Annotated in this window: 4 protein-coding genes; 3 read left to right on the top strand and 1 reads right to left on the bottom strand. The window is 75.7% G+C overall.

Annotated features, from left to right (window positions below; all coding sequences use genetic code 11):
• Positions 1–6 precede the first annotated feature (6 nt).
• Positions 7–10,461 (top strand): SDR family NAD(P)-dependent oxidoreductase, encoded by a 10,455-nt coding sequence (locus ACZ55U_RS08590; RefSeq protein WP_465523833.1) that lies wholly within the window; start codon positions 7–9, stop codon positions 10,459–10,461.
• A gap of 231 nt (positions 10,462–10,692) precedes the next feature.
• Here ACZ55U_RS08590 and ACZ55U_RS08585 read toward each other — a convergent pair whose 3' ends face one another.
• Positions 10,693–13,623: a helix-turn-helix transcriptional regulator gene (locus tag ACZ55U_RS08585; RefSeq protein WP_465523935.1), complete on the bottom strand. Its 2,931-nt coding sequence runs from the start codon at positions 13,621–13,623 to the stop codon at positions 10,693–10,695.
• Between the two features lie 616 nt (positions 13,624–14,239).
• Here ACZ55U_RS08585 and ACZ55U_RS08580 point away from each other — a divergent pair.
• Both ACZ55U_RS08580 and ACZ55U_RS08575 read left to right on the top strand, forming a co-directional pair.
• A complete protein-coding gene (locus ACZ55U_RS08580) occupies positions 14,240–19,690 on the top strand; it encodes a type I polyketide synthase (RefSeq protein ID WP_465523831.1) in 5,451 nt (1,816 codons plus the stop codon).
• Entirely contained in the window at positions 19,690–24,441 is a 4,752-nt protein-coding gene (locus ACZ55U_RS08575) for a type I polyketide synthase (RefSeq protein ID WP_465523829.1), read from the top strand. Before ACZ55U_RS08580 ends, ACZ55U_RS08575 begins: the two co-directional genes overlap by 1 nt.
• Positions 24,442–24,448: the final 7 nt, after the last annotated feature.

Genomic DNA, 24,448 nt, shown 5'->3' with positions numbered 1-24,448 from the left:
CCGACCGTGGATACATCTGTCGAGCAGATAGTCGAGGCGCTGCGCGAGTCGTTGCTGGAGAACGAACGACTGCGCCAGCAGAACACGCGGATCGAGGCCGCGGCGCACGAGCCGATCGCCATCGTGGCGATGAGCTGCCGCTACCCCGGCGGCGTCAGCTCGCCCGAGCAGCTGTGGCAGCTGGTCGACCAGGGCGTGGACGCCGTGGGGGACTTCCCCACCGACCGCGACTGGGACGTCGAGGGGCTGTACGACCCGGACCCGGACGCCCCGGGCAAGACCCACGTCCGCGAGGGCGGCTTCCTCTACGACGCACCCCGCTTCGACGCCGCCTTCTTCGGCATCTCGCCGCGCGAGGCGATCGCCATGGACCCCCAGCAGCGCCTGCTGCTGGAGGTCTCCTGGGAGGCGTTCGAGCGGGCCAACATCGACCCGCACACCCTGCGCGGCAGCCGCACCGGCATCTTCGCCGGCGTGATGTACCACGACTACGGCAGCTGGCTGGCCGAGGTGCCCGAGGGCGTCGAGGGCTACCTCGGCAACGGCAACCTGGGCAGCGTCGCCTCGGGCCGGGTCTCCTACACGCTGGGCCTGGAGGGGCCCGCCGTCACCGTGGACACCGCCTGCTCCTCCTCGCTGGTCGCGCTGCACCTGGCGGTCCAGGCGCTGCGCACCGGCGAGTGCGCCTACGCCCTGGCCGGCGGCGTCACCGTGATGTCCACCCCGGACACCTTCGTGGACTTCAGCCGCCAGCGCGGGCTCTCGCTGGACGGCCGCTGCAAGTCCTTCGCCGCCTCGGCGGACGGCACCGGCTGGGGCGAGGGCGTCGGCATGGTGCTGCTGGAGCGCCTGTCGGACGCCGAGCGCAACGGCCACCGGGTGCTCGCCGTGGTGCGGGGCAGCGCGATCAACCAGGACGGCGCCTCCAACGGCCTGACGGCCCCCAACGGGCCGTCCCAGCAGCGGGTGATCCGTCAGGCGCTGGCCAACGCCAGGCTCACCGCCGACCAGGTGCACCTGGTCGAGGCGCACGGCACCGGCACCCCGCTCGGCGACCCGATCGAGGCCCAGGCGCTGCTCGCGACCTACGGGCAGGAGCGCGCCGACGGCGAGCCGCTGTGGCTCGGCTCGATCAAGTCGAACATCGGCCACACCCAGGCCGCCGCCGGCGTCGCCGGGGTGATCAAGCTGGTGATGGCGATGCGTCACGGCCGGATGCCGAAGACCCTGCACGTCAACGAGCCCACCCCGCAGGTGGACTGGACCGAGGGCGCGGTCGAGCTGCTCACCGAGGCCAGGGACTGGCCCGAGGGCGCCGAGGTCCGGCGCGCCGCGGTCTCCTCCTTCGGCATCAGCGGCACCAACGCCCACGTGATCCTGGAGGGCGTCCCCGAGCCCGAGGCGCCGGGGGAGGCCGCCGAGCCGACCGGACCGCTGCCGCTGGTGCTCTCCGGCAAGGGCGAACAGGGCCTGGCCGCCCAGGCCCAGCGGCTGCTGGAGCACCTGGACAGCGCCCCGCTGCCCGACCTCGCCTGGACCCTCGCCACCTCCCGCGCCGCGCTCGGCGAGCGGGCCGTGGTGATCGGCGCCGACCGCGCCGCGCTGGCCGCCGGACTCACCGAGCTGGCCGCCGGACGCGCCGCGGCCGGCGTGGTGCGCGGCGGGCGCCAGAACGAGTCCCGGATCGCCTTCGTCTTCCCCGGCCAGGGCTCCCAGTGGATCGGCATGGCGGCCGAACTGCTGGACTCCTCACCGGTGTTCGCCGCCCGGATGGCCGAGTGCGCCCAGGCGCTGGCCCCGCACACCGACTGGGACCTGCTGGAGGTCATCCGCGGCGCCGGCTCGCTGGAGCGGGTGGACGTGGTGCAGCCCGCGCTCTGGGCGGTCATGGTCTCGCTGGCCGAGCTGTGGCGTTCCTACGGGGTGCGCCCGGCCGCCGTCATCGGGCACTCCCAGGGCGAGATCGCGGCCGCCTGCGTGGCCGGGGCGCTCTCGCTGGCCGACGGTGCCAAGGTCGCGGCCCTGCGCAGCCTGGCCATCGCGGACGAGCTGTCCGCCCGCGGCGGCATGATGTCGGTCGCGCTGGCCGCGGAGCGGGTCCGTGAGCGGCTCACCGCGTACGAGGGGCGGCTCTCGGTGGCCGCCGTCAACGGCGCGGCCTCGGTCGTCGTCTCCGGCGACCCCGACGCCCTGGACGAACTGCACACCGCGCTGCGCGCCGACGGCGTACGGGCCAAGCGGCTGCCGGTGGACTACGCCTCCCACTCGGCCCAGGTGGAGACGATCCGCGAACGGCTGCTCAAGGAGCTGACCGGGCTGGACCCGCGCTCCGCCGAGGTGCCGTTCTACTCCACGGTGACCGGCGGCCTGTTCGACACCACGGGCCTGGACGCCGACTACTGGTACACCAACCTGCGCCAGAGCGTGCTCTTCGAGGGCACCACCCGGCTGCTGCTCGACAGCGGCTACGGCGTCTTCGTCGAGTGCAGCCCGCACCCGGTGCTGCTGAACAGCGTCGCGGAGACGGCGGAGGCGCTGGACGCCGAGGTCGTCGGGATCGGCTCGCTGCGCCGCGACGAGGGCGGCCCGGAGCGCTTCCTGACCTCGCTGGCCGAGGCGCACGTGCACGGCGTCGCCCTCGACTGGGCGGCGGTCTTCGCCGGGACACCGGTGCGCAAGGTCGACCTGCCCACCTACGCCTTCCAGCGCGAGCGGTTCTGGCTCGGCAGCTCCCAGGCGGTGGGCGACGTGGCGGCGGCCGGGCTGGTCGCCGCCGGACACCCGCTGCTCGGCGCCTCGGTCGCGGTCGCCGACGGCGGCGGCATGCTCTTCACCGGCCGGCTCGCCACCGCCACCGCGCCCTGGCTCGCCGACCACGCGGTGGGCGGCACGGTCCTGCTGCCGGGCACCGCGTTCGTGGAACTGGCCGTCAAGGCCGGCGACGAGGTCGGCTGCGGCCGGGTGGCCGAACTGACCATGGAGGTGCCGCTGCTGCTGCCCGAGCGCGGCGCCGTCCAACTCCAGCTGCACGTCGGCGAACCGGACGACTCCGGCCGGCGTCCGCTGACCGTGCACTCGCGCCCCGAGGGCGGCGAGGGCGAGTGGACCCGGCACGCCAGCGGCCTGCTGGAGCCGGACACCGCCGAGGCCGGCTTCGACCTGGCGGCCTGGCCCCCGGCCGGCGCCCAGGCCGTACCGGTGGACGGCGTGTACGAGGCGCTGGCCGCCCAGGGCTACCACTACGGCCCCGCCTTCCAGGGCCTCAAGGCGGCCTGGCGGCGCGCCGACGAGGTCTTCGCCGAGGTCGAACTCCCGGTGGAGGAAGGCCGGTTCGCCCTGCACCCGGCGCTCTTCGACGCCGCCCTGCACGCCGCCGGCCTCGGCGGCGACCAGGAGCCGGAGCAGGCCCGGCTGCCCTTCGCCTGGAACGGCGTCTCGCTGTACGCCTCCGGAGCCAGGGCCCTGCGCCTGCGCATCACCGGCACCGACGCCCTGAGCATCCAGCTCGCCGACACCACCGGCGCCCCGGTGGCCTCGGTGGACGCGCTGACCACCCGGGCGGTCGACCCCGCCGCGCTCGGCGCGGCCGGCCGCGCCGACGCCCTGTTCCGGCTCGACTGGCCGGCCGTCGCGGCGGAGGGGCCGGTGCCCGCGCACGCGGTGCTCGGCGAGGGCGGCCTCGCCGCCCTGGCGTCCGTCCCGGAGTTCGTGGTCCTGCCGGTGCACGGGGACGAGGACCCGGTCACCGGCACCCGGGCCGCCTGCGCCGAGGTGCTGGCGACCCTGCGGCAGTGGCTGGACAGCGAGCAGGCCGCCGCCTCCCGCCTGGTGGTGCTCACCAGGGGAGCGGTGGCGGTGGGCGCCGAAGGCGTCCGGGACCTCGCCGCGGCCGCCGTCTGGGGCCTGGTCCGCGCCGCCCAGGGCGAGAACCCCGAGCAGTTCGTCCTGGTCGACGCCGACCAGGACACCACCGTGGAGCAGGCCCTGGCGGCCGTCGCCGCCTCGGCGGAGCCCCAACTCGCCGTTCGCGCCGGCACGGTGCACGTCCCCCGGCTGGCCAGGAGCGCCCCCCAGGGCACCGGCAGCCCGCTCGACGCCCGGGGCACCGTCCTGATCACCGGCGGCACCGGCGTGCTCGGCGCGCTGGTGGCCCGGCACCTGTTGGCCGAGCACGGCGTGCGCCACCTGCTGCTGGCCGGGCGCAGCGGCGTCGCCCAGGACGACTTCGCCGACCTGGACGCGGAGATCACCGTGGCCAAGTGCGACGCCTCCGACCGCGAGCAGCTCGCCGCGCTGCTCGCCGACGTCCCCGCCGACCGCCCGCTGACCGCCGTGCTGCACCTGGCCGGCGCGCTGGACGACGGCCTGGTCACCGCGCTCACCGACGAGCGGCTGGACGCCGTGCTGCGCCCCAAGGTGGACGCGGCCTGGCACCTGCACGAGCTGACCGCCGGCCTCGGCCTCAAGGCGTTCGTGCTCTTCTCCTCGGCCGCCGGCACCGTGGACGGCGCGGGCCAGTCCGGCTACGCCGCGGCCAACGCCTTCCTGGACGGCCTGGCCCAGCACCGGCGGGCGCTCGGCCTGCCCGGCCTCTCGCTGGCCTGGGGCTTCTGGGAGCAGCGCACCGGGATGACCGCCCACCTCAGCGAGGCGGACGTGGAGCGGATGGCCCGCTCCGGGGTGCGTCCGATCACCACCGACGAGGGCCTGGCGCTGCTCGACCTCGCCCTGGCGGGGGACCGGGCGCTGCTGGTGCCGATCGGCCTGGACCTGCCCGCGCTGCGCTCGGCGGGCACCGCCTCCCCGGTGCTGCGCGGCCTGCTGCGCCCGGCGGCCCGGCGCACCGCCGCGGCGGCGCCCTCGGCCTCGGGCGGCGCGCTGGACCGGCTGGCCGCCCTCGGCCGGGCCGAGCGCGACGCGGCCCTGTTCGAGCTGGTCCGCACCCACGTCGCCGCCGTGCTCGGCCACGACCCGGACATGGTGCTCGACCCGCGCCGGGCCTTCCGGGAGTGGGGCTTCGACTCGCTGACCGCGGTGGAGCTGCGCAACCGGCTCGGCCAGGCGGTCGGGCTGCGGCTGCCGGCCACCCTGGTCTTCGACTACCCGGACCCGGCCGCCCTGGTCGGCCACCTGGGCACCGAGCTGTTCGGCGCCGACGAGCCGGACCGGGCCCCCGCCGCCGGCGCGCAGGCGACCGGTGACGAGCCGATCGCGATCGTGGCGATGGCCTGCCGCTTCCCCGGCGGGGTCAGCACCCCCGAGGAGCTGTGGCAGCTGCTGGAGGACGGCGGCGACGGCATCTCCGCCTTCCCGCGGGACCGCGGCTGGGACATCGAGGGCCTGTACGACCCGGAGCCGGGCAAGGCCGGCCGGACGTACTCCCGCGAGGGCGGCTTCCTGTACGACGCCGCCGACTTCGAGCCGGACTTCTTCGGCATCTCGCCGCGCGAGGCGATCGCGATGGACCCCCAGCAGCGCCTGCTGCTGGAGACGTCCTGGGAGGCGCTGGAGCGCGCCGGGATCGACCCGCACTCGGTGCGGGGCAGCGCCACCGGCGTGTTCGCCGGGGTGATGTACCACGACTACGGGAGCCGGCTCAGCAACGCGCCGGAGGACGTGCGGGACTACCTGGGCAACGGCAGCCTCGGCAGCGTGGCCTCCGGCCGGGTCGCCTACACCCTCGGCCTGGAGGGCCCGACCCTCTCGGTGGACACCGCCTGCTCCTCCTCGCTGGTGGCGCTGCACCTGGCCGCCCAGGCGCTGCGCGGCGGCGAGTGCGACCTCGCCCTGGCCGGCGGTGTCTCGGTGATGTCCACCATCGACACGTACCTGGACTTCAGCAGGCAGCGCAATCTCGCCGCCGACGGCCGGGCGAAGTCCTTCGCCGACGGCGCGGACGGCACCGCGCTCTCCGAGGGCGCCGGCATGCTGCTGCTGGAGCGCCTGTCCGACGCCCGGCGCAACGGGCACCGGGTGCTGGCCGTCCTCCGGGGCTCCGCCGTCAACCAGGACGGCGCGTCCAACGGGCTGACGGCCCCCAACGGGCCGTCGCAGCAGCGGGTGATCCGTCAGGCGCTGGCCAGCGCCGGGCTGTCGGCCGCCGAGGTCGACGCGGTCGAGGCCCACGGCACCGGCACCACGCTGGGTGACCCGATCGAGGCCCAGGCGCTGCTGGCCACCTACGGCCAGGGGCGCCCGGCGGACCGGCCGCTGTGGCTGGGCTCGATCAAGTCGAACATCGGCCACACCCAGGCCGCGGCCGGTGTGGCGGGTGTGATCAAGATGGTCGAGGCGATGCGCCACGGCGTGCTGCCGAAGACCCTGCACGTGGACGAGCCGTCCGGCAAGGTGGACTGGACGGCGGGCGCCGTCGAACTGCTCACCGAGGCCCGGGAGTGGCCCGAGGCCGGACACCCGCGCCGGGCCGGGATCTCCTCCTTCGGCATCAGCGGCACCAACGCCCACGCCATCATCGAGGCCGTCACCGAGGAGGCCCCCGAGCCCACCGGCGCCGAGCCCGCGCTGCTGCCCGTCCTGCTCTCCGGGGCCACCCCGGAGGCGCTCGCGGCCCAGGCGGCCAAGCTGACCGCCGTGGTGGACACGCCGATCGCCGACCTCGCCTACTCGCTCGCCACCGGCCGCTCCGAACTCGGCCACCGGGCCGCGCTGGTCGCCCGGGACCGGGACGAACTCGCCGCGGCGCTGGCCGCGCTGGCGGCCGGCGAGACGGCGCCCGGGGTGCTGCGCGGCAAGCCGGTGGCCGGCAAGCTGGCCTTCCTGTTCACCGGCCAGGGCGCCCAACGCCCCGGCATGGGGCAGGAGTTGTACCAGCAGTTCGAGGTGTTCCGGCAGGCCTTCGACGAGGTCTGCGGCCACTTCGACGGCGGGCTCAAGGACCTCGTCTTCGGCACCGACGCCGAGCCGCTGAACCGTACCGCCACCACCCAGGCCGCCCTGTTCGCCCTGGAGGTCGCGCTCTTCCGGCTGCTGGAGTCCTGGGGCATCCGCCCGGACTTCCTGGCCGGGCACTCGATCGGTGAGATCGCGGCCGCCCACGTCGCGGGCGTGCTGAGCCTTCCGGACGCCGCCCGGCTGGTCGCGGCCCGGGGCCGGCTGATGCAGGCGCTGCCCGCCGGCGGCGTGATGCTGGCCGTCGACGCCGCCGAGGAGGAGGTGCTGCCGCACCTGGAGGGGGCCGTCGGCATCGCCGCCGTCAACGGGCCGAACGCCGTCGTGGTGTCCGGCGCCGAGGAGGCGGTGGCCGCCGTCGAGGCCGCCTTCGCCCACCGCCGGACCAAGCGCCTGCCGGTCAGCCACGCCTTCCACTCGCCGTTGATGGACCCGATGCTGGCGGAGTTCGCCGAGGTCGCGCGCGGCCTGGAGTTCGCCCCGCCGACGGTGCCGATCGTCTCCACCCTCACCGGCGAGCGGGCCACCGACGAGGAACTGACCTCGCCCGAGTACTGGGTGCGCCACGTGCGCGAGGCCGTCCGCTTCGCCGACGGCGTCCGCACCCTGGAGGCCGAGCACGTCCGCACCTTCCTGGAGCTGGGCCCCGACGCGGTGCTCTCCACCCTGGGCACCCACTGCCTGGCCGACCCCGAGCGCTCGCAGCTGGTCTCCGTGCTGCGCCGGGACAAGGACGAGCCCGTCGCCCTGGCCACCGCGCTGGGAGCGCTCCAGGTGCGCGGCGTCCCGATCGACTGGGCGCGGCTGTACGAGGGCACGGCGGTGCGTCGCGTCGACCTGCCGACGTACGCCTTCCAGCGCCGCCGGCTCTGGCTGGACGACGGCCCGTCCGGGCCGCGCGAGGCGGCCGGATTCGGCCAGGCCGCGGCCGGGCACCCGCTGCTCGGCGCCGAACTGCGGCTGGCGGAGAGCGACACCGTCGCGCTGACCGGACGCCTCTCGCTGAGCACCCACCCGTGGCTGGCCGACCACGCCGTCGCCGGTGTGGTGCTGCTGCCCGGCAGCGCCTTCGTGGAGCTGGCCGTCCAGGCGGGCGACCGGGTCGGCGCCGCCCTGGTCGAGGAACTGGCCATCGAACGGCCGCTGGTGCTGCCCGCCGAGGGCGGGATCCAGCTCCAGGTGGTCGCCGGCGCCGCCGACGACGCCGGGCGCCGTCCGGTCACCGTGCACGCCCGCACCGAGGACGACGGCGCCGCCTGGTCCCGGCACGCCACCGGCGTCCTGGCCGCGTCGGGCGCGCCGGAGCCCGACGCGCTGCGGGAGTGGCCGCCGGCCGGTGCCGTGCCCGTCGACCTCGACGGCAGCTACGACCGCCTCGCCGACCAGGGCTACGGCTACGGACCGCTGTTCCGCTGCCTGCGCGCCGCCTGGCGCCTCGGCGAGGAGGTCTACGCCGAACTCGCCCTGCCGGAGGAGGCCGAGCCGGCCGGCTTCGGCCTGCACCCCGCGCTGCTGGACTCCGCGCTGCACGCCATCGACCTGCTGGACGGCCAGGACCCGACGGTGATGACCCTGCCGTTCTCCTGGGAGGGCGTGACGCTGTACGCGGCGGGCGCCTCGGCCCTGCGGCTGCGGCTGACCCCGCAGAGCACCGAGCAGCTGGGCATCCGGCTCTTCGACGGCGCCGGCGCACCGGTCGCCGAGGTGTCGGCGCTGCGCATCCGGCAGGTGACCGCCGAGCAGCTGAACGCGGCCTCGGCCGCGCCGGCCTCCGGCGACCTGTACGAACTGCGCTGGGAGCAGGTGCCGTTGGCGTCGCTCCCGGACGGCGCGGGCGCCGAGCCGGACACCGTCACCATCACCGTCGACGGCGGTGCGCACGCCCCGGCCCGGGCCGGTCAGGCCGGGCACCGCGCCCTGGCCGTCCTCCAGGAGCGCCTCGCCGAGGACCGCGCCGAGGGCGCTGCGCCGCTGGTGGTCGTCACCCGGGGCGCGGTCGCCGTGGACGGCGCCCCGGACCTCGCCCAGGCCGGGATCTGGGGCCTGGTGCGGGCGGCGGCCGTCGAACACCCCGACCGCCTGGTCCTGGTCGACCTCGACGAGGACCCCGCCTCCGAAGCCGCCCTGGCGGCGGCGGTGGCCACCGGTGAACCGGAGCTGGCGCTGCGGGCCGGTCAGGCGTTCGTCCCGAGGCTGGCCGAGGCCGCGCCCGCCGAGGGCGCCGTCACCCTGGACCCGCGGGGCACCGTGCTCATCACCGGCGGCACCGGCAGCCTCGGCCGGCTGCTCGCCCGGCACCTGGTGCGCGAGCACGGCGTGCGGCACCTGCTGCTGACCAGCCGCACCGGTACCCTGCCCGAGGAGCTGGCGGACCTGGCCGAGCTGGGCGCGACCGTGACGGTCGCCGCCTGCGACGCCGCCGACCGTACGGCGATGGCCGCGCTGCTCGACGCCGTCCCGGCCGAGCACCCGCTCACCGCCGTGGTGCACGCCGCCGGCGTCCTGGACGACGCACTGGTCACGGCGCTCACCGACGAGCGCCTGGACGCGGTGCTGCGGCCCAAGGCGGACGCGGCCTGGAACCTGCACGAGCTGACCGCCGGCCTGGACCTCGGGGCGTTCGTCCTGTTCTCCTCGGCCGCCGCCACCCTCGGGGCCGCCGGGCAGGGCAACTACGCCGCGGCCAACGCCTTCCTGGACGCCCTGGCCGCCCAGCGGCGCTCGGCGGGCCTGCCCGCGCTCTCGCTCGGCTGGGGCCTGTGGGACACCGGCTCCGGGATGGCCGGCTCGCTCGGCGAGGCGGAGCTGCGCCGGCTCTCCCGGGACGGCATCGAGCCGCTGCCGGTCGACCGGGCGCTCGCGCTCTTCGACCGGGCGCTGGGCTCGCAGCGCCCGCTGCTGCTGCCGATGAGCGTCCGGCCGACCGAGCAGGCGCCCCCGATGGTGCGGGCGCTGGCGGCCCGGACCCCGGTCCGCCGCACCGCCCAGGCGGGGCCGGCCGCGGCGGGCGAGGCGCGGCCCACCCCGCTGCCCGAGCGGCTCGCGGCGCTCTCCCCGGCGGAGAGCCGGCAGCTGCTGCTGGACGCCGTGCGCGGCCACGTCGCCGGGGTGCTCGGACACCCGGGCGCCGAGTCGGTGGACCCGGAGCGCGGGTTCGGGGAGCTCGGTGTGGACTCGCTGTCCGCGCTGGAGCTGCGCAACCGGATCGGCACCGACACCGGTCTGCGGCTGTCCTCCACCCTCACCTTCGACTACCCGACCCCGGCGGCCATCGCCGACCACCTCTTCGACGAACTGGTCGGGGACGTGGACGGCACGCCGGACGTCGAGGCCGAGGTGATCCGGCTGGAGTCCCTGCTGGAGGCGGCCGCGGCCGGCCCGGTCGACGAGGAGCAGCGCTCCCGGGTGGCCCTGCGACTGCGGGCCCTGACCGCCAAGTGGGCCGGGGACGCGCACCCGGAGCCGGCCGGGCCGAGCGGCCCGGAGCTGGACACGGCCACCGCCGACGAGCTCTTCGACCTCCTGGACGGCGAGCTCGGCAAGTTCGACTAGCAGCACCGGGGCCCGGTCGGCGGACGGCGCCGGCCGGGCCCCACGGGACGGGGGGGGTGCCGAGGCACCGCCCCCGTCCACCCCCCGACCCGACCCCCCGCCCGCGACCCCCGATCGAACCTCCCGAAGGGAGCCCTCCCGATGTGCCGACGCCGAAGCCGCCGCCGACTGCCCGTGGGGCAGTTCGGACGCGGCGGCTTCGGCGTCGGGCGGCGGGCCCGGAGGTGGGTGCTACAGCGCCAGCCGGCGCCAGAGCGGCGGGAGTTCCCTGGTGACCAGGGCGCGCTGCTGGCGCGGCCGGCGGTCGGCGGCCGGCCGGTGCTCGGGCAGCGCCGGGATCTGGCGTTCCAGGAGCTTGGACGGCAGCTCCGTGCGGCTGGCGACGTTCAGCTTCCGGTACACCCGGGTGAGGTGCTGCTCGACCGTGCTGACCGTCACGTGGATGCGGCCGCTGATCTCACGGTTGGTGTAGCCGAGCGCGGCCAGGACGGCGACCCGGCTCTCCGCGTCGCTGAGCAGCGAGGCGGAGTCGGTCACCGGGGCGGCCACCGGGGCGGCGGGGAGGCTGGGCGCGGCGGCGGGCGCCGGGGCGGCCGGGGCGCCGGCGGACACCGGCTCGGGCCGCGGCGCGCCGTCGGTCTCCGGGGCCTGCGGCTCGCCGTCGCCGGCCTCCTGGGCGGCCTGCCGGGCCACCAGTCTGGCTCTGGCGTAGTCGCCCATCTCGTAGTGGGTGGCGGACAGGTCCTCGAAGGCCAGCGCGAGTTCCAGCCGGTCGCCGCAGACCTGGAGCAGGTCGATCGACTCGCGCAGCAGCGCGGTGCGGTGCCGCGGCTGGCTGGTGCCGGCCAGGACCCGCAGGGCGATCGCCCGGGAGCGGACGCCCAGCGGGTGGCGCAGCCCGGCCTGTTCCTCGGCCAGTTCCTTGGCGATCCGGGTCTTGCCGATCCGCAGGTTGGCCTGGGCGAGGTCGGTGCGCCAGGGGAACAGCGGCTGGAGGGCGGAGGCGCGCTCGCGCATCAGGTGCCCGCAGGTCTCGAAGTCGTTCAGCGCCGCGAACGGCCGGTCGGTGGACAGGTAGTGGTGTCCCCGGGCGCTCAGGTACTGGACGCCGAAGACGGTGTTGAACATGCTGTCCGGCACCTTGCGCCGCAGCAGCCGGGTGGTGGTCTCGTGCCGGCCCAGGGCCGTGTTGGCGAAGATCGCCGTCGACAGCGGCAGGCCGATCAGGACGCCCCAGGCCTGGGAGCTGAGCAGGTCGAGCGCCTCGGTCGCCTTGGCGTCGGCGGTGGCCGGGTCCCCCTGGAGCAGGGCGATCCGGGCCTGGACGGCGAGCAGCAGCGCCCGCCAGGTCGTCCAGCCGCGCCGCGTGGCGGTGTTCAGCAGTGCCTCGCAGACCTCGGACGCGATCTCGTCCTGGCCGGTGAGCGCGATGACCGACAGCGAGATGACCGTCAGTTCCAGCTTCAGGTCGCTGACCTGGTCGCTCAGCAGGGCCTCGGTCACCTGGGACACCGACTCGGCGCCGGTGTCCCCGCTGACCAGCAGGGCCACCGCGGCCCACAGGGTGTTCACCTTGCCGGTGGTGGCCCGTTCCAGGGTGGCCATCTTGGCGAGGTCGCCGCGGTGGCTGACCTGGGGCACGCCGTAGAAGCAGTGCCGGACGAACTCCAACTCGGCCAGCACGTGGGCGTCGGCCGGGTCGAGCGAGGCCGCCAGCGCGGCGACGGTCGTGTCGGCGAGGTCGGTCTCGCCCTGCCAGAGCATGTGCCGCACCACGGTGGCCTGGTCCCGCGCGTCGAGGTCCGGGGCCGGCGCGCTGCGGTGGAGCGGTTCGAGGTACGGGGTCACGGCGGCCGGGTTGACCCGCCACTCCGCCCGCGCCAGCGCGGTGGAGAGGGTGTGCCGCTGCCGCTCGTCCGCACACTCGCGCACGGCCAGCCGCAGGTAGCCGGTGGACTGTTCGACCCGGTCGGCGGCCAGGGCCTGCTCGGAGGCCAGCCGCAGGACCGACAGGCCCCAGGGCTCGGCGACCTGGTCGGCGGCCATCAGGTGGTCGGTCACCACGGACGCGGGAGCGCCGTCCAGGTAGAGCAGCCGGGCGACCTCGGCGTGCAGCCGCGAGCGCTCGCCGGGGTCGAGGTCGCTCAGCACCGCGCCGGCGGCGGCGGGCAGGCGGTAGCGGTAGCCGTCGAGCAGGCCGGTGGAGCCCAGCACGTCGACCACCACCTGGACGGCGTCCGGGCAGCTCGACAGCAGCAGCGCGGTGGTCCGGGCGTTGGCGTGCTCGCCGAGCGCGGCCAGCGCCCTGGCCACCGAGAGGTGTCCGGGCTCGCCCCGGTGGAGGCAGGCCAGCGCCGCCTGACGGTAGGCGACGCTCGCGACGGGCTCGCCGAGTTCGGCGCCGAACTGGGTGCCGTCGTCCAGCAGGGCGTGCACCAGCATGGGGTTCCCGCCGGTGGCCCGGTGGTAGGTGGCGCCGAGCTCGGCGGGCAGCGGCCGGGTGGTCTGGTCGGCCAGCATCAGGGCCACGCCCTGTTCGGACAGGGGTGCCAGCCGGACGCGGCGGTGCGGCAGGCGGGTGAGGCCGTCGTGGATGAGCGGGTCCATCGGCGAGGACTGCTCCCAGCCGGCGCAGACCACCGCGATGGGCTTGGTCCTTATTCGGCGCAGGAGGTACAGCAGGGTCTGGAGGGACTGGGTGTCCAACAGGTGGGCGTCGTCGATGGCGATCGCCAGGGGCCGTTCCGAGGCCATCTCCAGGATCGGTGTGGACACGGCCTGGAGGAGCGTTTCCTGGGCGTATCGGGTACCGACCGGGTTCGACCGGACCGATTCCGTCCGGTATCCGTCGAGTGACGCTAAGTCGACGGCCCCGGAATCGGGCTGTAACGAGCATTCCAGGACATCCGTCGGGAGCTCGCCGCTGTGCAGGAGTTCCCGGATGGCGCCCATCGGCCGGGCCTGATCCCGGGGGCCGCCGCTGGCGGTCAGCAGTCGCGCCCCGGATCTGCACGCGGCGTTCGCGAACTCGTGGAGCAGCTCGGTCTTCCCGAGTCCCGGTCCACCGGTGACGATGACGAGCTGCCCTGCTCCGGCGACGCTCTCCGCGAACGCGTCGCGTAGGGTCTCAAGCTCTCGGTGGCGCTCGAAAAGGCGCACCATGACCTCCCCCATGGCCAGTATTCTGAATTGAATCCGCAAATGATTGTTTCCGGAGTACCCCGCCCCCACGGGTCCCCCGGAACAATATCTTCGCCGCGCACCGGAAATCGGCGGTGACATCGCGGCGAAATCTGCTCGACATCAAAAAGTCATGTACGCGTCATTTTGTGAATTACTTGCCCCCGCCGGCATTTCTCGTGGTGTTCGGCGGAGCGGTGTTCGGTGAGGTTTTCGGGCTGGTCCAGGACTCCCGGAGGTCGGGCGGGCGTACCCGGGCGCTCTGGGTCGTTCGTGGACTCATGGCTGCTCAGGAGGGGTGATCCCCCATGCCACAAACCCGACTTGACGGTATGTTGGGGGCGCCAAAGTTGTCAAGATCGGTCGTGTCGTACAGCCGAGGATGGCGAATACGCGCAGGTCCGCCAGTGGTGGCCGTCACATCGGCGGGCCCAATCGGTGCGGCATTCGACCAACGCGCCGGAAAGCGGGGCCCCGGAGCACTCCAGGGGGCGGTAGGGGGTGACCCCGACACCCCCTGCTCCCTAGCCTCCCAAAGGCGGGGACGTGGACCGAAGAGCCGGGATCCCGCGTTTCCGAAGGCTTCGATCCCGATCGGATGGCTGCGTTGGCGAACAACGAGGACCGACTGCTCGACTATCTCAGGCGAACCACTTCGGATCTGCGCGAGACGAGGCGCAGGCTGCGCGAGTCGGAGTACCGCGCGCACGAGCCGATCGCGATCGTGGGGATGGCCTGCCGGTACCCCGGCGGGGTCGCCACGCCCGAGCACCTGTGGGACCTGGTGGCCGCCGGCGCCGACGCGGTGTCGGACTTCCCGGCCGACCGGGGCTGGGACGTCGAGTCGCTGTACGACCCCGACCCCGCGCGGCCGGGCAAGACCTACGCCCGGACCGGGGCCTTCCTGCACGACGCCGCCGACTTCGACCCGGACTTCTTCGGCATCTCGCCGCGCGAGGCGCTGGCGATGGACCCGCAGCAGCGGCTGCTCCTGGAGACCTCCCACGAGGCCTTCGAGGACGCCGGCATCGTCCCCGCGACGCTGCGCGGCTCGCGCACCGGCGTCTTCGTCGGCGTCATGTACAACGACTACGCGACCCGGCTGGACGCGGTGCCGGACGACCTCGACGGCTACCTGGCCAACGGCAGCGCGGCCAGCGTCGCCTCCGGCCGGGTGGCCTACACCTTCGGCCTGGAGGGGCCCGCCGTCACCATCGACACGGCCTGCTCCTCCTCGCTGGTGGCCCTGCACTGGGCGGTCAAGGCGCTCCAGGCGGGCGAGTGCACCCTGGCGCTGGCCGGCGGGGTGACGGTGATGTCCACCCCCGAGACCTTCATCGACTTCAGCCGGCAGCGCGGCCTCGCCCCCGACGGCCGCTGCAAGGCCTTCGCCGAGGGCGCCGACGGCACCGGCTGGGGCGAGGGCGCGGGCATGCTGCTGGTCGAGCGCCTCTCCGACGCCCAGCGGCTGGGCCACCGGGTGCTGGCCGTGGTCAAGGGCACCGCGATCAACTCCGACGGCGCCAGCAGCAGGCTCACCGCCCCCAACGGCCCCTCCCAGCAGCGGGTGATCAAGCAGGCGCTGGCGAGCGCCGGCGTCTCCCCGGCGGACGTCGACGCGGTCGAGGCGCACGGCACCGGGACCTCGCTCGGCGACCCGATCGAGGCCCAGGCCCTGATCGCGGCCTACGGCCAGGACCGCCCCGAGGGCCGTCCGCTGTGGCTCGGCTCGATCAAGTCCAACCTCGGCCACACCCAGGCCGCCGCGGGCGTGGCCGGGGTGATCAAGATGGTGCAGGCGATGCGGCACGGCGAACTGCCGAAGACCCTGCACGTGGACGAGCCCTCCACCCAGGTCGACTGGGAGGCCGGTGACGTCCGGCTGCTGACCGAGGCCCGGCCGTGGCCCGAGACCGGACGGCCCCGGCGGGCGGCCGTCTCCTCGTTCGGGATCAGCGGCACCAACTCCCACGTCGTCCTCGAACAGGCCCCCTCGTCCGAGCCCTCCGCCGAGGCGGACGGCGAGCAGGGCGACGAGCAGCCCCGGGCCGAGGCCCCGGGCGCCGACACCCCGGCGGTGGCCCCCACCCCGCCGCTGGACGCCGTCCCCTGGCTCCTGTCGGCGCGCACCCCCGAGGCGCTGGCCGAGCAGAAGGAGCGGCTGCGCGCCTGGGTCGAGGCCCGCCCCGGGCTGGACCCGGCCGACGTGGCCTTCTCGCTGGCCTGCACCCGCTCCTCCTGGGAGCACCGCGCGGTGGCCGTCGGAGCCTCCACCGAGGAACTGCTGGCCGCCCTGGCCCCGGCCGCGGGCACCGTGGCCGGCCAGGGGAAGCTGGCGTTCCTGTTCACCGGACAGGGCTCGCAGCGCCTCGGCATGGGCCGGGAGCTGTACCGGGCGTTCCCGGTCTTCGCGGCCGCCTTCGACGAGGTGTCCGCCCTGCTGGACCGGGAGCTGGCGGTGCCGCTCGCCCGGGTGATCGAGGCGGAGCAGCAGCTGCTGAACCGCACCGACTACGCCCAGGCGGCGATCTTCGCCGTCGAGGTGGCGCTGTTCCGGCTGGTGGAGTCGCTGGGCGTGCGCCCCGACTACCTGGTCGGCCACTCGGTCGGCGAGCTGGCCGCCGCCCACGTCTCCGGCGTCCTGTCGCTGGAGGGCGCCGCCGCCATGGTGCTGGCCCGCGGCGGCCTGATGAGCCGGCTGCCCGCCGGCGGCGCGATGGTGGCGATCCGGGCCACCGAGGCCGAGGTGCTGCCGCTGCTCGACGAGCGGGTGGGCCTGGCCGCCGTCAACGGGCCGCGCTCGGTGGTCGTCTCGGGCGAGGAGGAGGCGGTGCTGGCGCTCGCCGCCCGCTTCGACAAGAGCACCCGGCTGACCGTCTCGCACGCCTTCCACTCCCCGCTGATGGAGCCGATGCAGGCCGAGTTCGCCCTCGTCGCCAAGGCGCAGTCCTACGGGGCGCCGGGCATCCCGATCGTCTCCACCCTGACCGGCGGCCCGGTCGGCGCCGAGGAGCTGGGCTCGCCGGACTACTGGGTGGACCACGTCCGCCGCCCGGTGCGGTTCGAGCCGGCGCTGCGCGCCCTCGCCCCCCTGGGCGTGCGCAGGTTCCTGGAGCTGGGACCGGACGCCGTGCTGACCGCGATGGCGCAGGACTGCCTCGACGGCGACCTGGCCGCCGCCGCGACCATGCGCCGCGACTCGGCCGAGACCCGGGAGCTGCTGACCGGCCTGGCGCGGCTGCACGCCGACGGCGTGCCGGTCGACTGGGCCGCGCTCTTCGAGGGCCGCGGCGCGAACCGGGTCGACCTGCCGCTCTACCCGTTCCAGCGCACCCGGCTCTGGCTGGAGGGCACCGCCGCCGCCGGGGACCCCAGCGGCCTGGGCCAGCTCCCCGTCGAGCACCCGCTGCTGGCCGCCGCGACCGAACTGCCCGACTCCGGCGGACTGGTGCTCACCGGGCGCCTCTCCCGCTCCGCCCAGCCCTGGCTGGCCGACCACGCCGTGCACGGCACCGTCCTGCTGCCCGGAACCGCCCTGGTGGAGCTGGCCGTCCAGGCCGGCGACCGGGTCGGCTGCGCGGTGCTGGAGGAGCTGACGCTCCAGGCCCCGCTGACCCTGCCGGAGCAGGGCGCGGTGGCGGTGCAGGTCGCCGTCGGCGCCGAGGACGCCGGGCGGCGCACCGTCGCGGTGTACTCCCGCCCGGCGGACTCGCCGGACGCGCCGTGGAGCCGCAACGCCGGCGGCCTGCTCGCCGTCGCCGCCGAGGAGCCGCGGTTCGACCTGCGGGCCTGGCCGCCGGAGGGCGCCGAACCCGTCGAGCTGGGCGAGCTCTACCCCAGGCTCACCGGCGTCGGCTACGGCTACGGCGAGGTGTTCCAGGGGCTGCGCGCGGCGTGGCGGCGCGGCGAGGACCTGTTCGCCGAGGCCGCCCTGCCCGAGCGCGCCCGGACCACCGCCGCCGCCTTCGGCCTCCACCCGGCGCTGCTGGACGCGGCCCTGCACGTCAACCTGCTCGACCTGGGCGCCGGCCAGGCGGTGCTGCCGTTCAGCTGGGGCGGCGTCACCCTGCACGCCGCCGGGGCCGGCGAGCTGCGGCTGCACGTCGCCAAGGCCGGCCAGGACGCGGTCTCGCTGGCCGTCGCCGACGGCACCGGCGCGCCGGTGGCCACCGTCCGCACCCTGGTGGCCCGCCCGGTCTCGGCCGGCCAACTGGCCGCCGGACCGGGGGAGTCGCTGTTCCGCCTGGAGCAGGCACCGCTCGACACCGCCCCGGCCACCGCGCCGCCCGCGGACACCGTGGTCTGCGGCCCCGACGACCTCGGCCTCGGCGTGCCGGTCCACCCGGACCTGGCCTCGATCGACGACGCCCCGGCCCTGATCGTGCTGCCGGCCGCCCCCGCCGCCGAGGACGACGTGCCCGCCGCGGTGCACCGCGGCGTCGCCGACGCCTTCGCCGTGCTGCGGGACTTCCTCGCCGACCGGCGCTTCGACCGCTCCCGGCTGGCGGTGGTGCTCCGGGCCGGCGAACTCGCCCACGCGCCGCTGGCCGGCCTGGTGCGGGCCGCCGAGGCGGAGAACCCCGGCCGCTTCCTGCTGGTCGACAGCGACGGCACCGACGGGCTGGCCGCCGCGCTCGCCTGCGGCGAGCCCGAGGTCGCGGTGCGCGGGGGCGAGCTGTCGGCGCCCAGGCTCGCCCGGGCGAAGGCCGCGCAGCCGCCGCGCTTCGACCCCGAGTCCTACGTGCTGATCACCGGTGGCCTCGGCGGCCTCGGCCGGCTGATCGCCCGCCACCTCGCCGGCACCCACGGCGTGCGGCGGCTGCTGCTGACCGGCCGGCGCGGCGAGGACACCCCCGGCGCGGCCGACCTGCGGGCCGAACTCGAAGCGCTCGGCGCCGAGGTCGCCATCGCCGCCTGCGACGCGGCCGACCGCGGCCGGCTCGCCGAACTGCTGGAGCGCCACCCGGTCGGCGCCGTGGTGCACTCGGCCGGCGTGGTCGACAACGGGCTGCTCGCCACGCTGACCCCCGAGCGGATCGAGCGGGTGCTGCGCCCCAAGGTGGACGCCGCCTGGAACCTGCACGAGCTGACGAAGGACCGCGAGCTCAGCGCCTTCGTGCTGTTCTCCTCCACCGCCGGCCTGCTGGTCGGCGGCGGCCAGTCCAACTACGCGGCCGCCAACGCCTTCCTGGACGGCCTCGCGGCCCACCGCCGGGCCGCCGGGCTGCCGGCCGTCTCGATGGCCTGGGGCCTGTGGTCCGAGGTCGGCGGACTGGCCGACCAGGTGGACGCCGCCGACCTGGAGCGGATGCACCGGCTGGGCCTGCCGCCGCTGCCCGCCGCCGAGGGCCTGGAACTGTTCGACGCCGCCCTGGCCGCCGAGGACGCCCTCGTGGTGCCGATGCGCCTGGACGTCGCCGCGGTGCGGGCCCGGACCGACGGCGTGCCGACCCTGCTGCGCGGACTGGTCCGCGGCGCCTCCCGGCGCGCCGCCGGGACCGCGCCCGCCGGTGCCTCACGCGCCGACGCGCGGAGCGGCTGGCGCGAGCGCCTCGCCCCGCTGCCGGACGCCGAGCGCGACCGCCTGCTGCTGGAGCTGGTGCTCACCGGCGTGGCCTCCGTCCTCGGCCACGCCTCGGCCCGGGCGCTCGACCCGAACAAGGCCTTCCAGGAGATGGGCTTCGACTCGCTGGCGGCGGTCGAGCTGCGCAACCTGCTCGGCGCGGCCACCGGCCTCTCGCTGCCCGCCACCCTGGTCTTCGACCAGCCCTCGCCGGTCGTCCTGACCGCCTACCTCAAGGCCGAACTCGTCCCGGGCCCGGCCGACCAGGCCCGGCTGATGGTCGCCGAGGTCGACCGGCTCGAAGCGGCGCTGACCGCGCTGCCGGACCAGGACGGCTCCCACGCCCGGATCACCGCGCGCCTCGAAGCGCTGCTGCGGACCTGGCGTGACTCCCACAGCACGGACGTCGGGGCGCCGGACGACTTCGACACCGCCACCGACGAAGAACTCTTCGCGACGATCGACAACGAATCTGGAGTCCAGTGATGGTAGACCCGGCCAACGTCGACAGGCTCCGCGACTACCTGAAGCGGGCGACCACCGAGCTGGAGCGCAGCCGCCGCCGGGTGCGCGAGCTGGAGGAACTCAACCGCGAGCCGATCGCGATCATCGGGATGGCCTGCCGCTACCCCGGTGGCATCCGCACGCCCGAGGACCTCTGGCGGATCGTCAGCGAAGGCACCGACGTGGTCTCCGGCTTCCCGGTGGACCGCGGGTGGGACATCGACAACCTCTACGACCCCGAGGTCGGCGCCCCCGGCAAGAGCTACGTGCGCCACGGCGGCTTCCTGCACGACGCCGCCGAGTGCGACCCGGCGTTCTTCGGCATCAGCCCCAAGGACGCGCCCGGCACCGACCCGCAGCAGCGGCTGCTGCTGGAGACCTCCTGGGAGGCCTTCGAGCGCGCCGGCATCGACCCGCAGGCGATGAAGGGCACCCAGACCGGCGTCTTCGTCGGCCTGATGCACCACGACTACGTCGGCGGCACCATCTCCGGCAGCATCGTCTCCGGCCGGATCGCCTACACCCTGGGCCTGGAGGGCCCGGCCGTCACCATGGACACCGCGTGCTCCGCCTCCCTGGTGGCCCTGCACCAGGCGACCCAGTCGCTGCGCCGCGGCGAGTGCGAGTTCGCCCTGGTCGGCGGCGCCGCGGTGATGGCCAGCCCGGAGATGTTCATCGAGTTCAGCGAGCGGCGGGCGCTGTCGCCCGACGGGCGCTGCAAGTCCTTCTCCGACGACGCCGACGGCGCCGCCTGGGCCGAGGGCGCGGGCGTGCTGCTGGTCGAGCGGCTCTCCGACGCCCGGCGCAAGGGGCACCGGGTGCTCGCGGTGATCCGCGGCAGCGCGATCAACCAGGACGGCGCCTCCAACGGCCTCACCGCGCCCAGCGGCCCGGCCCAGGTCCGGGTGATCCAGTCGGCACTGGCCGACGCCCAGCTGTCGCCGAACCAGATCGACGTGGTGGAGGCGCACGGCACCGGCACCAAGCTCGGCGACCCGATCGAGGCCCAGGCCGTCATCGCCGCGTACGGGCAGAACCGGCCCGAGGGCCGGCCGATGTGGCTGGGCTCGATCAAGTCCAACATGGGCCACCCGCAGGCCGCCGCCGGCGTGGCGGGCGTGATCAAGATGGTCATGGCGATGCGCCACGGCGTGCTGCCCAAGTCGCTGCACTCCGAGAACCCCACCACCAAGGTCGACTGGACGGCGGGCGACGTCGAGCTGCTCACCGAGGCCCGGCCGTGGGAGACCGACGGCCGGCCGCGCCGCGCCGCCGTCTCGGGCTTCGGGATCAGCGGCACCAACGCCCACACCATCCTGGAGGAGGCCCCGGCCGAGGAGGAGACGCCGCGGGAGCCGCGCGCCGAACTGCCGGTCGTCCCGTGGGTGCTCTCCGCCAAGACCGCGGAGGCCGTCAAGGACCAGGCGAGCCGGCTGATCGCCGCCGCCGGGGACCTCGACCCGCTGGACGTCGGCTACTCGCTGGCCACCACCCGCGCCCAGCTCACCCACCGCGCCGCGGTGGTCGGCCGCGACCGCGCCGAACTGCTGGACGGGCTGCGCGCGCTGGCCGAGGGCCGGGAGCTGCCGCAGGTCGCCGCCGGCCCCGGCAAGCTCGCCGTGGTCTTCTCCGGCCAGGGCTCCCAGCGCGCCGGCATGGGACGCGAACTGGTCGAGGGCTTCCCCGGGTTCGCCCGCGCCTTCGACGAGATCTGCGCCGAGTTCGACAAGCACCTGGACCGCCCGCTGCGCGAGGTGGTGCTGGACGCCGAGTCCGAGCTGCTGAACCAGACCGTCTTCACCCAGGCCGGCATCTTCGCCTTCGAGGTCGCCCTCTACCGCCTGCTGGAGTCCTGGGGCATCCGCCCCGACCTGCTCGGCGGGCACTCGATCGGCGAGGTGGTCGCCGCCCACGTCGCCGGCGTGCTCTCGCTGGCCGACGCCGTCACCCTGGTCGCCGCGCGCGGCCGGCTGATGCAGGCGCTGCCCACCGGCGGCGCGATGGTCGCGATCCGGGCCGCCGAGGCCGAGGTCGCCCCGCTGCTCGTCGAGGGCGCCGACATCGCCGCCGTCAACGGCGAGCGCGCGGTGGTCGTCTCGGGCGACGAGGAGGCGGTGCTCGCGGTGGCCGCCGGGTTCGAGAAGACCACCCGGTTGAAGGTCTCGCACGCCTTCCACTCGCACCGCATGGACGGCATGCTGGCGGATTTCCGGGCCGTGCTCGACACCCTGGAGTTCCACCAGCCGCGGCTGCCGGTCGTCTCCAACCTGACCGGGGCGCTCGCCGACGAGCTGACCTCGCCCGACTACTGGGTGCGCCACGTGCGCGAGGCCGTCCGCTACCACGACGGCGTGCGCACCCTGGCCGCCGAGGGCGTCACCCGGCTGCTGGAGGTGGGCCCCGACTCGGTGCTCACCGGCATGTCCCAGGACATCGTGGCCGAGGTGGTCGCCACCCAGCGCCGCGACCAGGGCGAGGCCAGGGCGCTGCTCACGGCGCTCGGCCGGCTGCACGTCAGCGGCCTGAGCCCGGACTGGCCGGCGCTGTTCACCGGCGCCCGCGTGGTGGACCTGCCGACCTACCCGTTCCGCCGCGACCGGCACTGGGAGAACGCCCCGTCCATCACGGCCGCCGCCGCCCCGGCCCGCGGCGGCGACGAGGGCGGCGAGTTCTGGGAGCTGGTCAAGGAGCAGGACGTGGCCGCGGTCGCCGCGACCCTCGGCGTCGACGACCAGGCCCCGGTGGCCGCGCTGATCCCGGCGCTGGCCTCCTGGTACGACCAGCGGCAGGCCAACGCCACCGTGGACGGCTGGCGCTACCGGATCGGCTGGCGGATGCTGCCCGGCTCCGAGGACCGGCCCGGCGCGTTCCGCTGGCTGGCCGTGGTCTCCGAGGCGCTGGCCGCCGACCCGTGGGTCGAGGCCGCGCTGGGCGCGCTGCGCGAGCGCGGCCACCAGGTCGAGCTGCTCCCCGTGCCCGCCGGCGCGCGGCTGCGCCCCGCCCTGGCCGAACTGCTGGACGGCCGCGGCGCGGTGGACGGCGTGCTCTCCCTGCTGGCGCTCGACACCGGGGCCGCCGTGACCGCCGCCCTGGTGCAGGCGCTCGGCGACGCCGGGATCGAGGCGAAGCTGTGGGCCGTCACCCGCGACGCGATGGCCCACGAGTCCTCGGCCCGCCCGAGCGGGTTCGCCCAGGCCGAGGTCTGGGGCCTGGGCCGGGTGGCCGCGCTGGAGCACCCCGACCGCTGGGGCGGTCTGCTCGACCTGCCCGCCGAACTCGGCCCGCTCACCCTGGCCCGGCTCGCCACCGCGCTCACCGGGTACGGCGACGAGGACCAGCTGGTGCTGCGCGAGTCCGGCCTGTTCGCCCGCCGCCTGGAGCACGCACCGGTGCGGCCCGGCACCCCGTGGCAGCCCACCGGCACGGTGCTGGTCACCGGCGCCACCGGCGCGGTCGGCTCCCGGGTGGCGAACTGGCTGGCCGAGCAGGGCGCCGAGCACCTGCTGCTCACCAGCCGCCGCGGCGAGGCGGCGCCCGGCGCCGACGACCTGCGCCAGCAGCTGGCCGCGACCGGCACCAAGGTCACCTTCGCCGCCTGTGACGCGGCCGACCGCGAGGCCCTGGCCGCGCTGCTGGCCACCGTCCCGGCCGAGCAGCCGCTGACCGCCGTGGTCCACCTGGCCGGCGTGCTGGACGACGGCGTGCTGGACGCGCTCACCCCCGAGCGCTTCGACGCGGTGCTGCGGCCCAAGGCGCGGGCCGCGCTGAACCTGCACGAGCTCACCAAGGGGCTGGACCTGTCGGCGTTCGTCCTCTTCTCCTCGCTCACCGCCACCGTCGGCGGCGCCGGGCAGGCCAACTACGCGGCCGCCAACGCCTTCCTGGACGCGCTGGCCGAGTACCGGCGCGGCGAGGGCCTGGCGGCCTCCTCGATCGCCTGGGGCATGTGGGGCGGTGCCGGCATGGCCGACCACGGCGCCGTGCGCGACGCCGGCCGCGGCCTCGGCATCTCGGCGATGGACCCCGACCGGGCGCTGACCGCGCTGCGCCGGGCGCTGGACGGCGGCGACACCACGCTGACCGTGGCCGACGTGGACTGGACCCGCTTCGCGCCCGCCTTCGGCTCCGCCCGGCCCAGCCCGCTGCTGGCCGACCTGCCCGAGGTCCAGGGCCTGGCCGCGTCCGGCGGCGGCGACAACGCCGTCCCCGACGGCTTCGCCCAGAAGCTGGCCGGCCTGACCGGCGGCGAGCGCAAGCGCGCCCTGGTGGACCTGGTCTGCACCCAGGCCGCCACCGTGCTCGGCTACGGCGCGGCCGGCGGGATCGAGCCCAGCACCGCCTTCCGCGACCTCGGCTTCGACTCGCTGACCTCGGTGGACCTGCGCAACCGGCTCAGCACCGCCGCCGGGGTGTCGCTGCCGGCCACGCTGATCTTCGACTACGCGACGCCCGCCGCGCTGGCCGAGCACCTCGGCAGCGAGCTGGGCGAGGGCGACGGCGGCTCCTCGGCCGACGCGCTGCTGGCCGAACTCGACCGGCTGGAGGCCGCGTTCGCCGGTCTGAAGGTCGAGGAGATCGAGCAGGGCCGGTTCACCGCCCGCCTCCAGACGATGCTCAACGGGCTGACCGAGACCCTGTCCGCCGCCGGCGGCGAGTCCGTCGCTGGGAGGCTGGAGAACGCCTCTGCCGACGACCTCTTCGCCTTCATCGACAACGAGCTGGGCACGGCGTGACGACGTG

This window comes from Kitasatospora sp. NPDC034533, from assembly GCF_055575155.1.
This window is presented reverse-complemented; position numbering and strand designations above follow the sequence as displayed.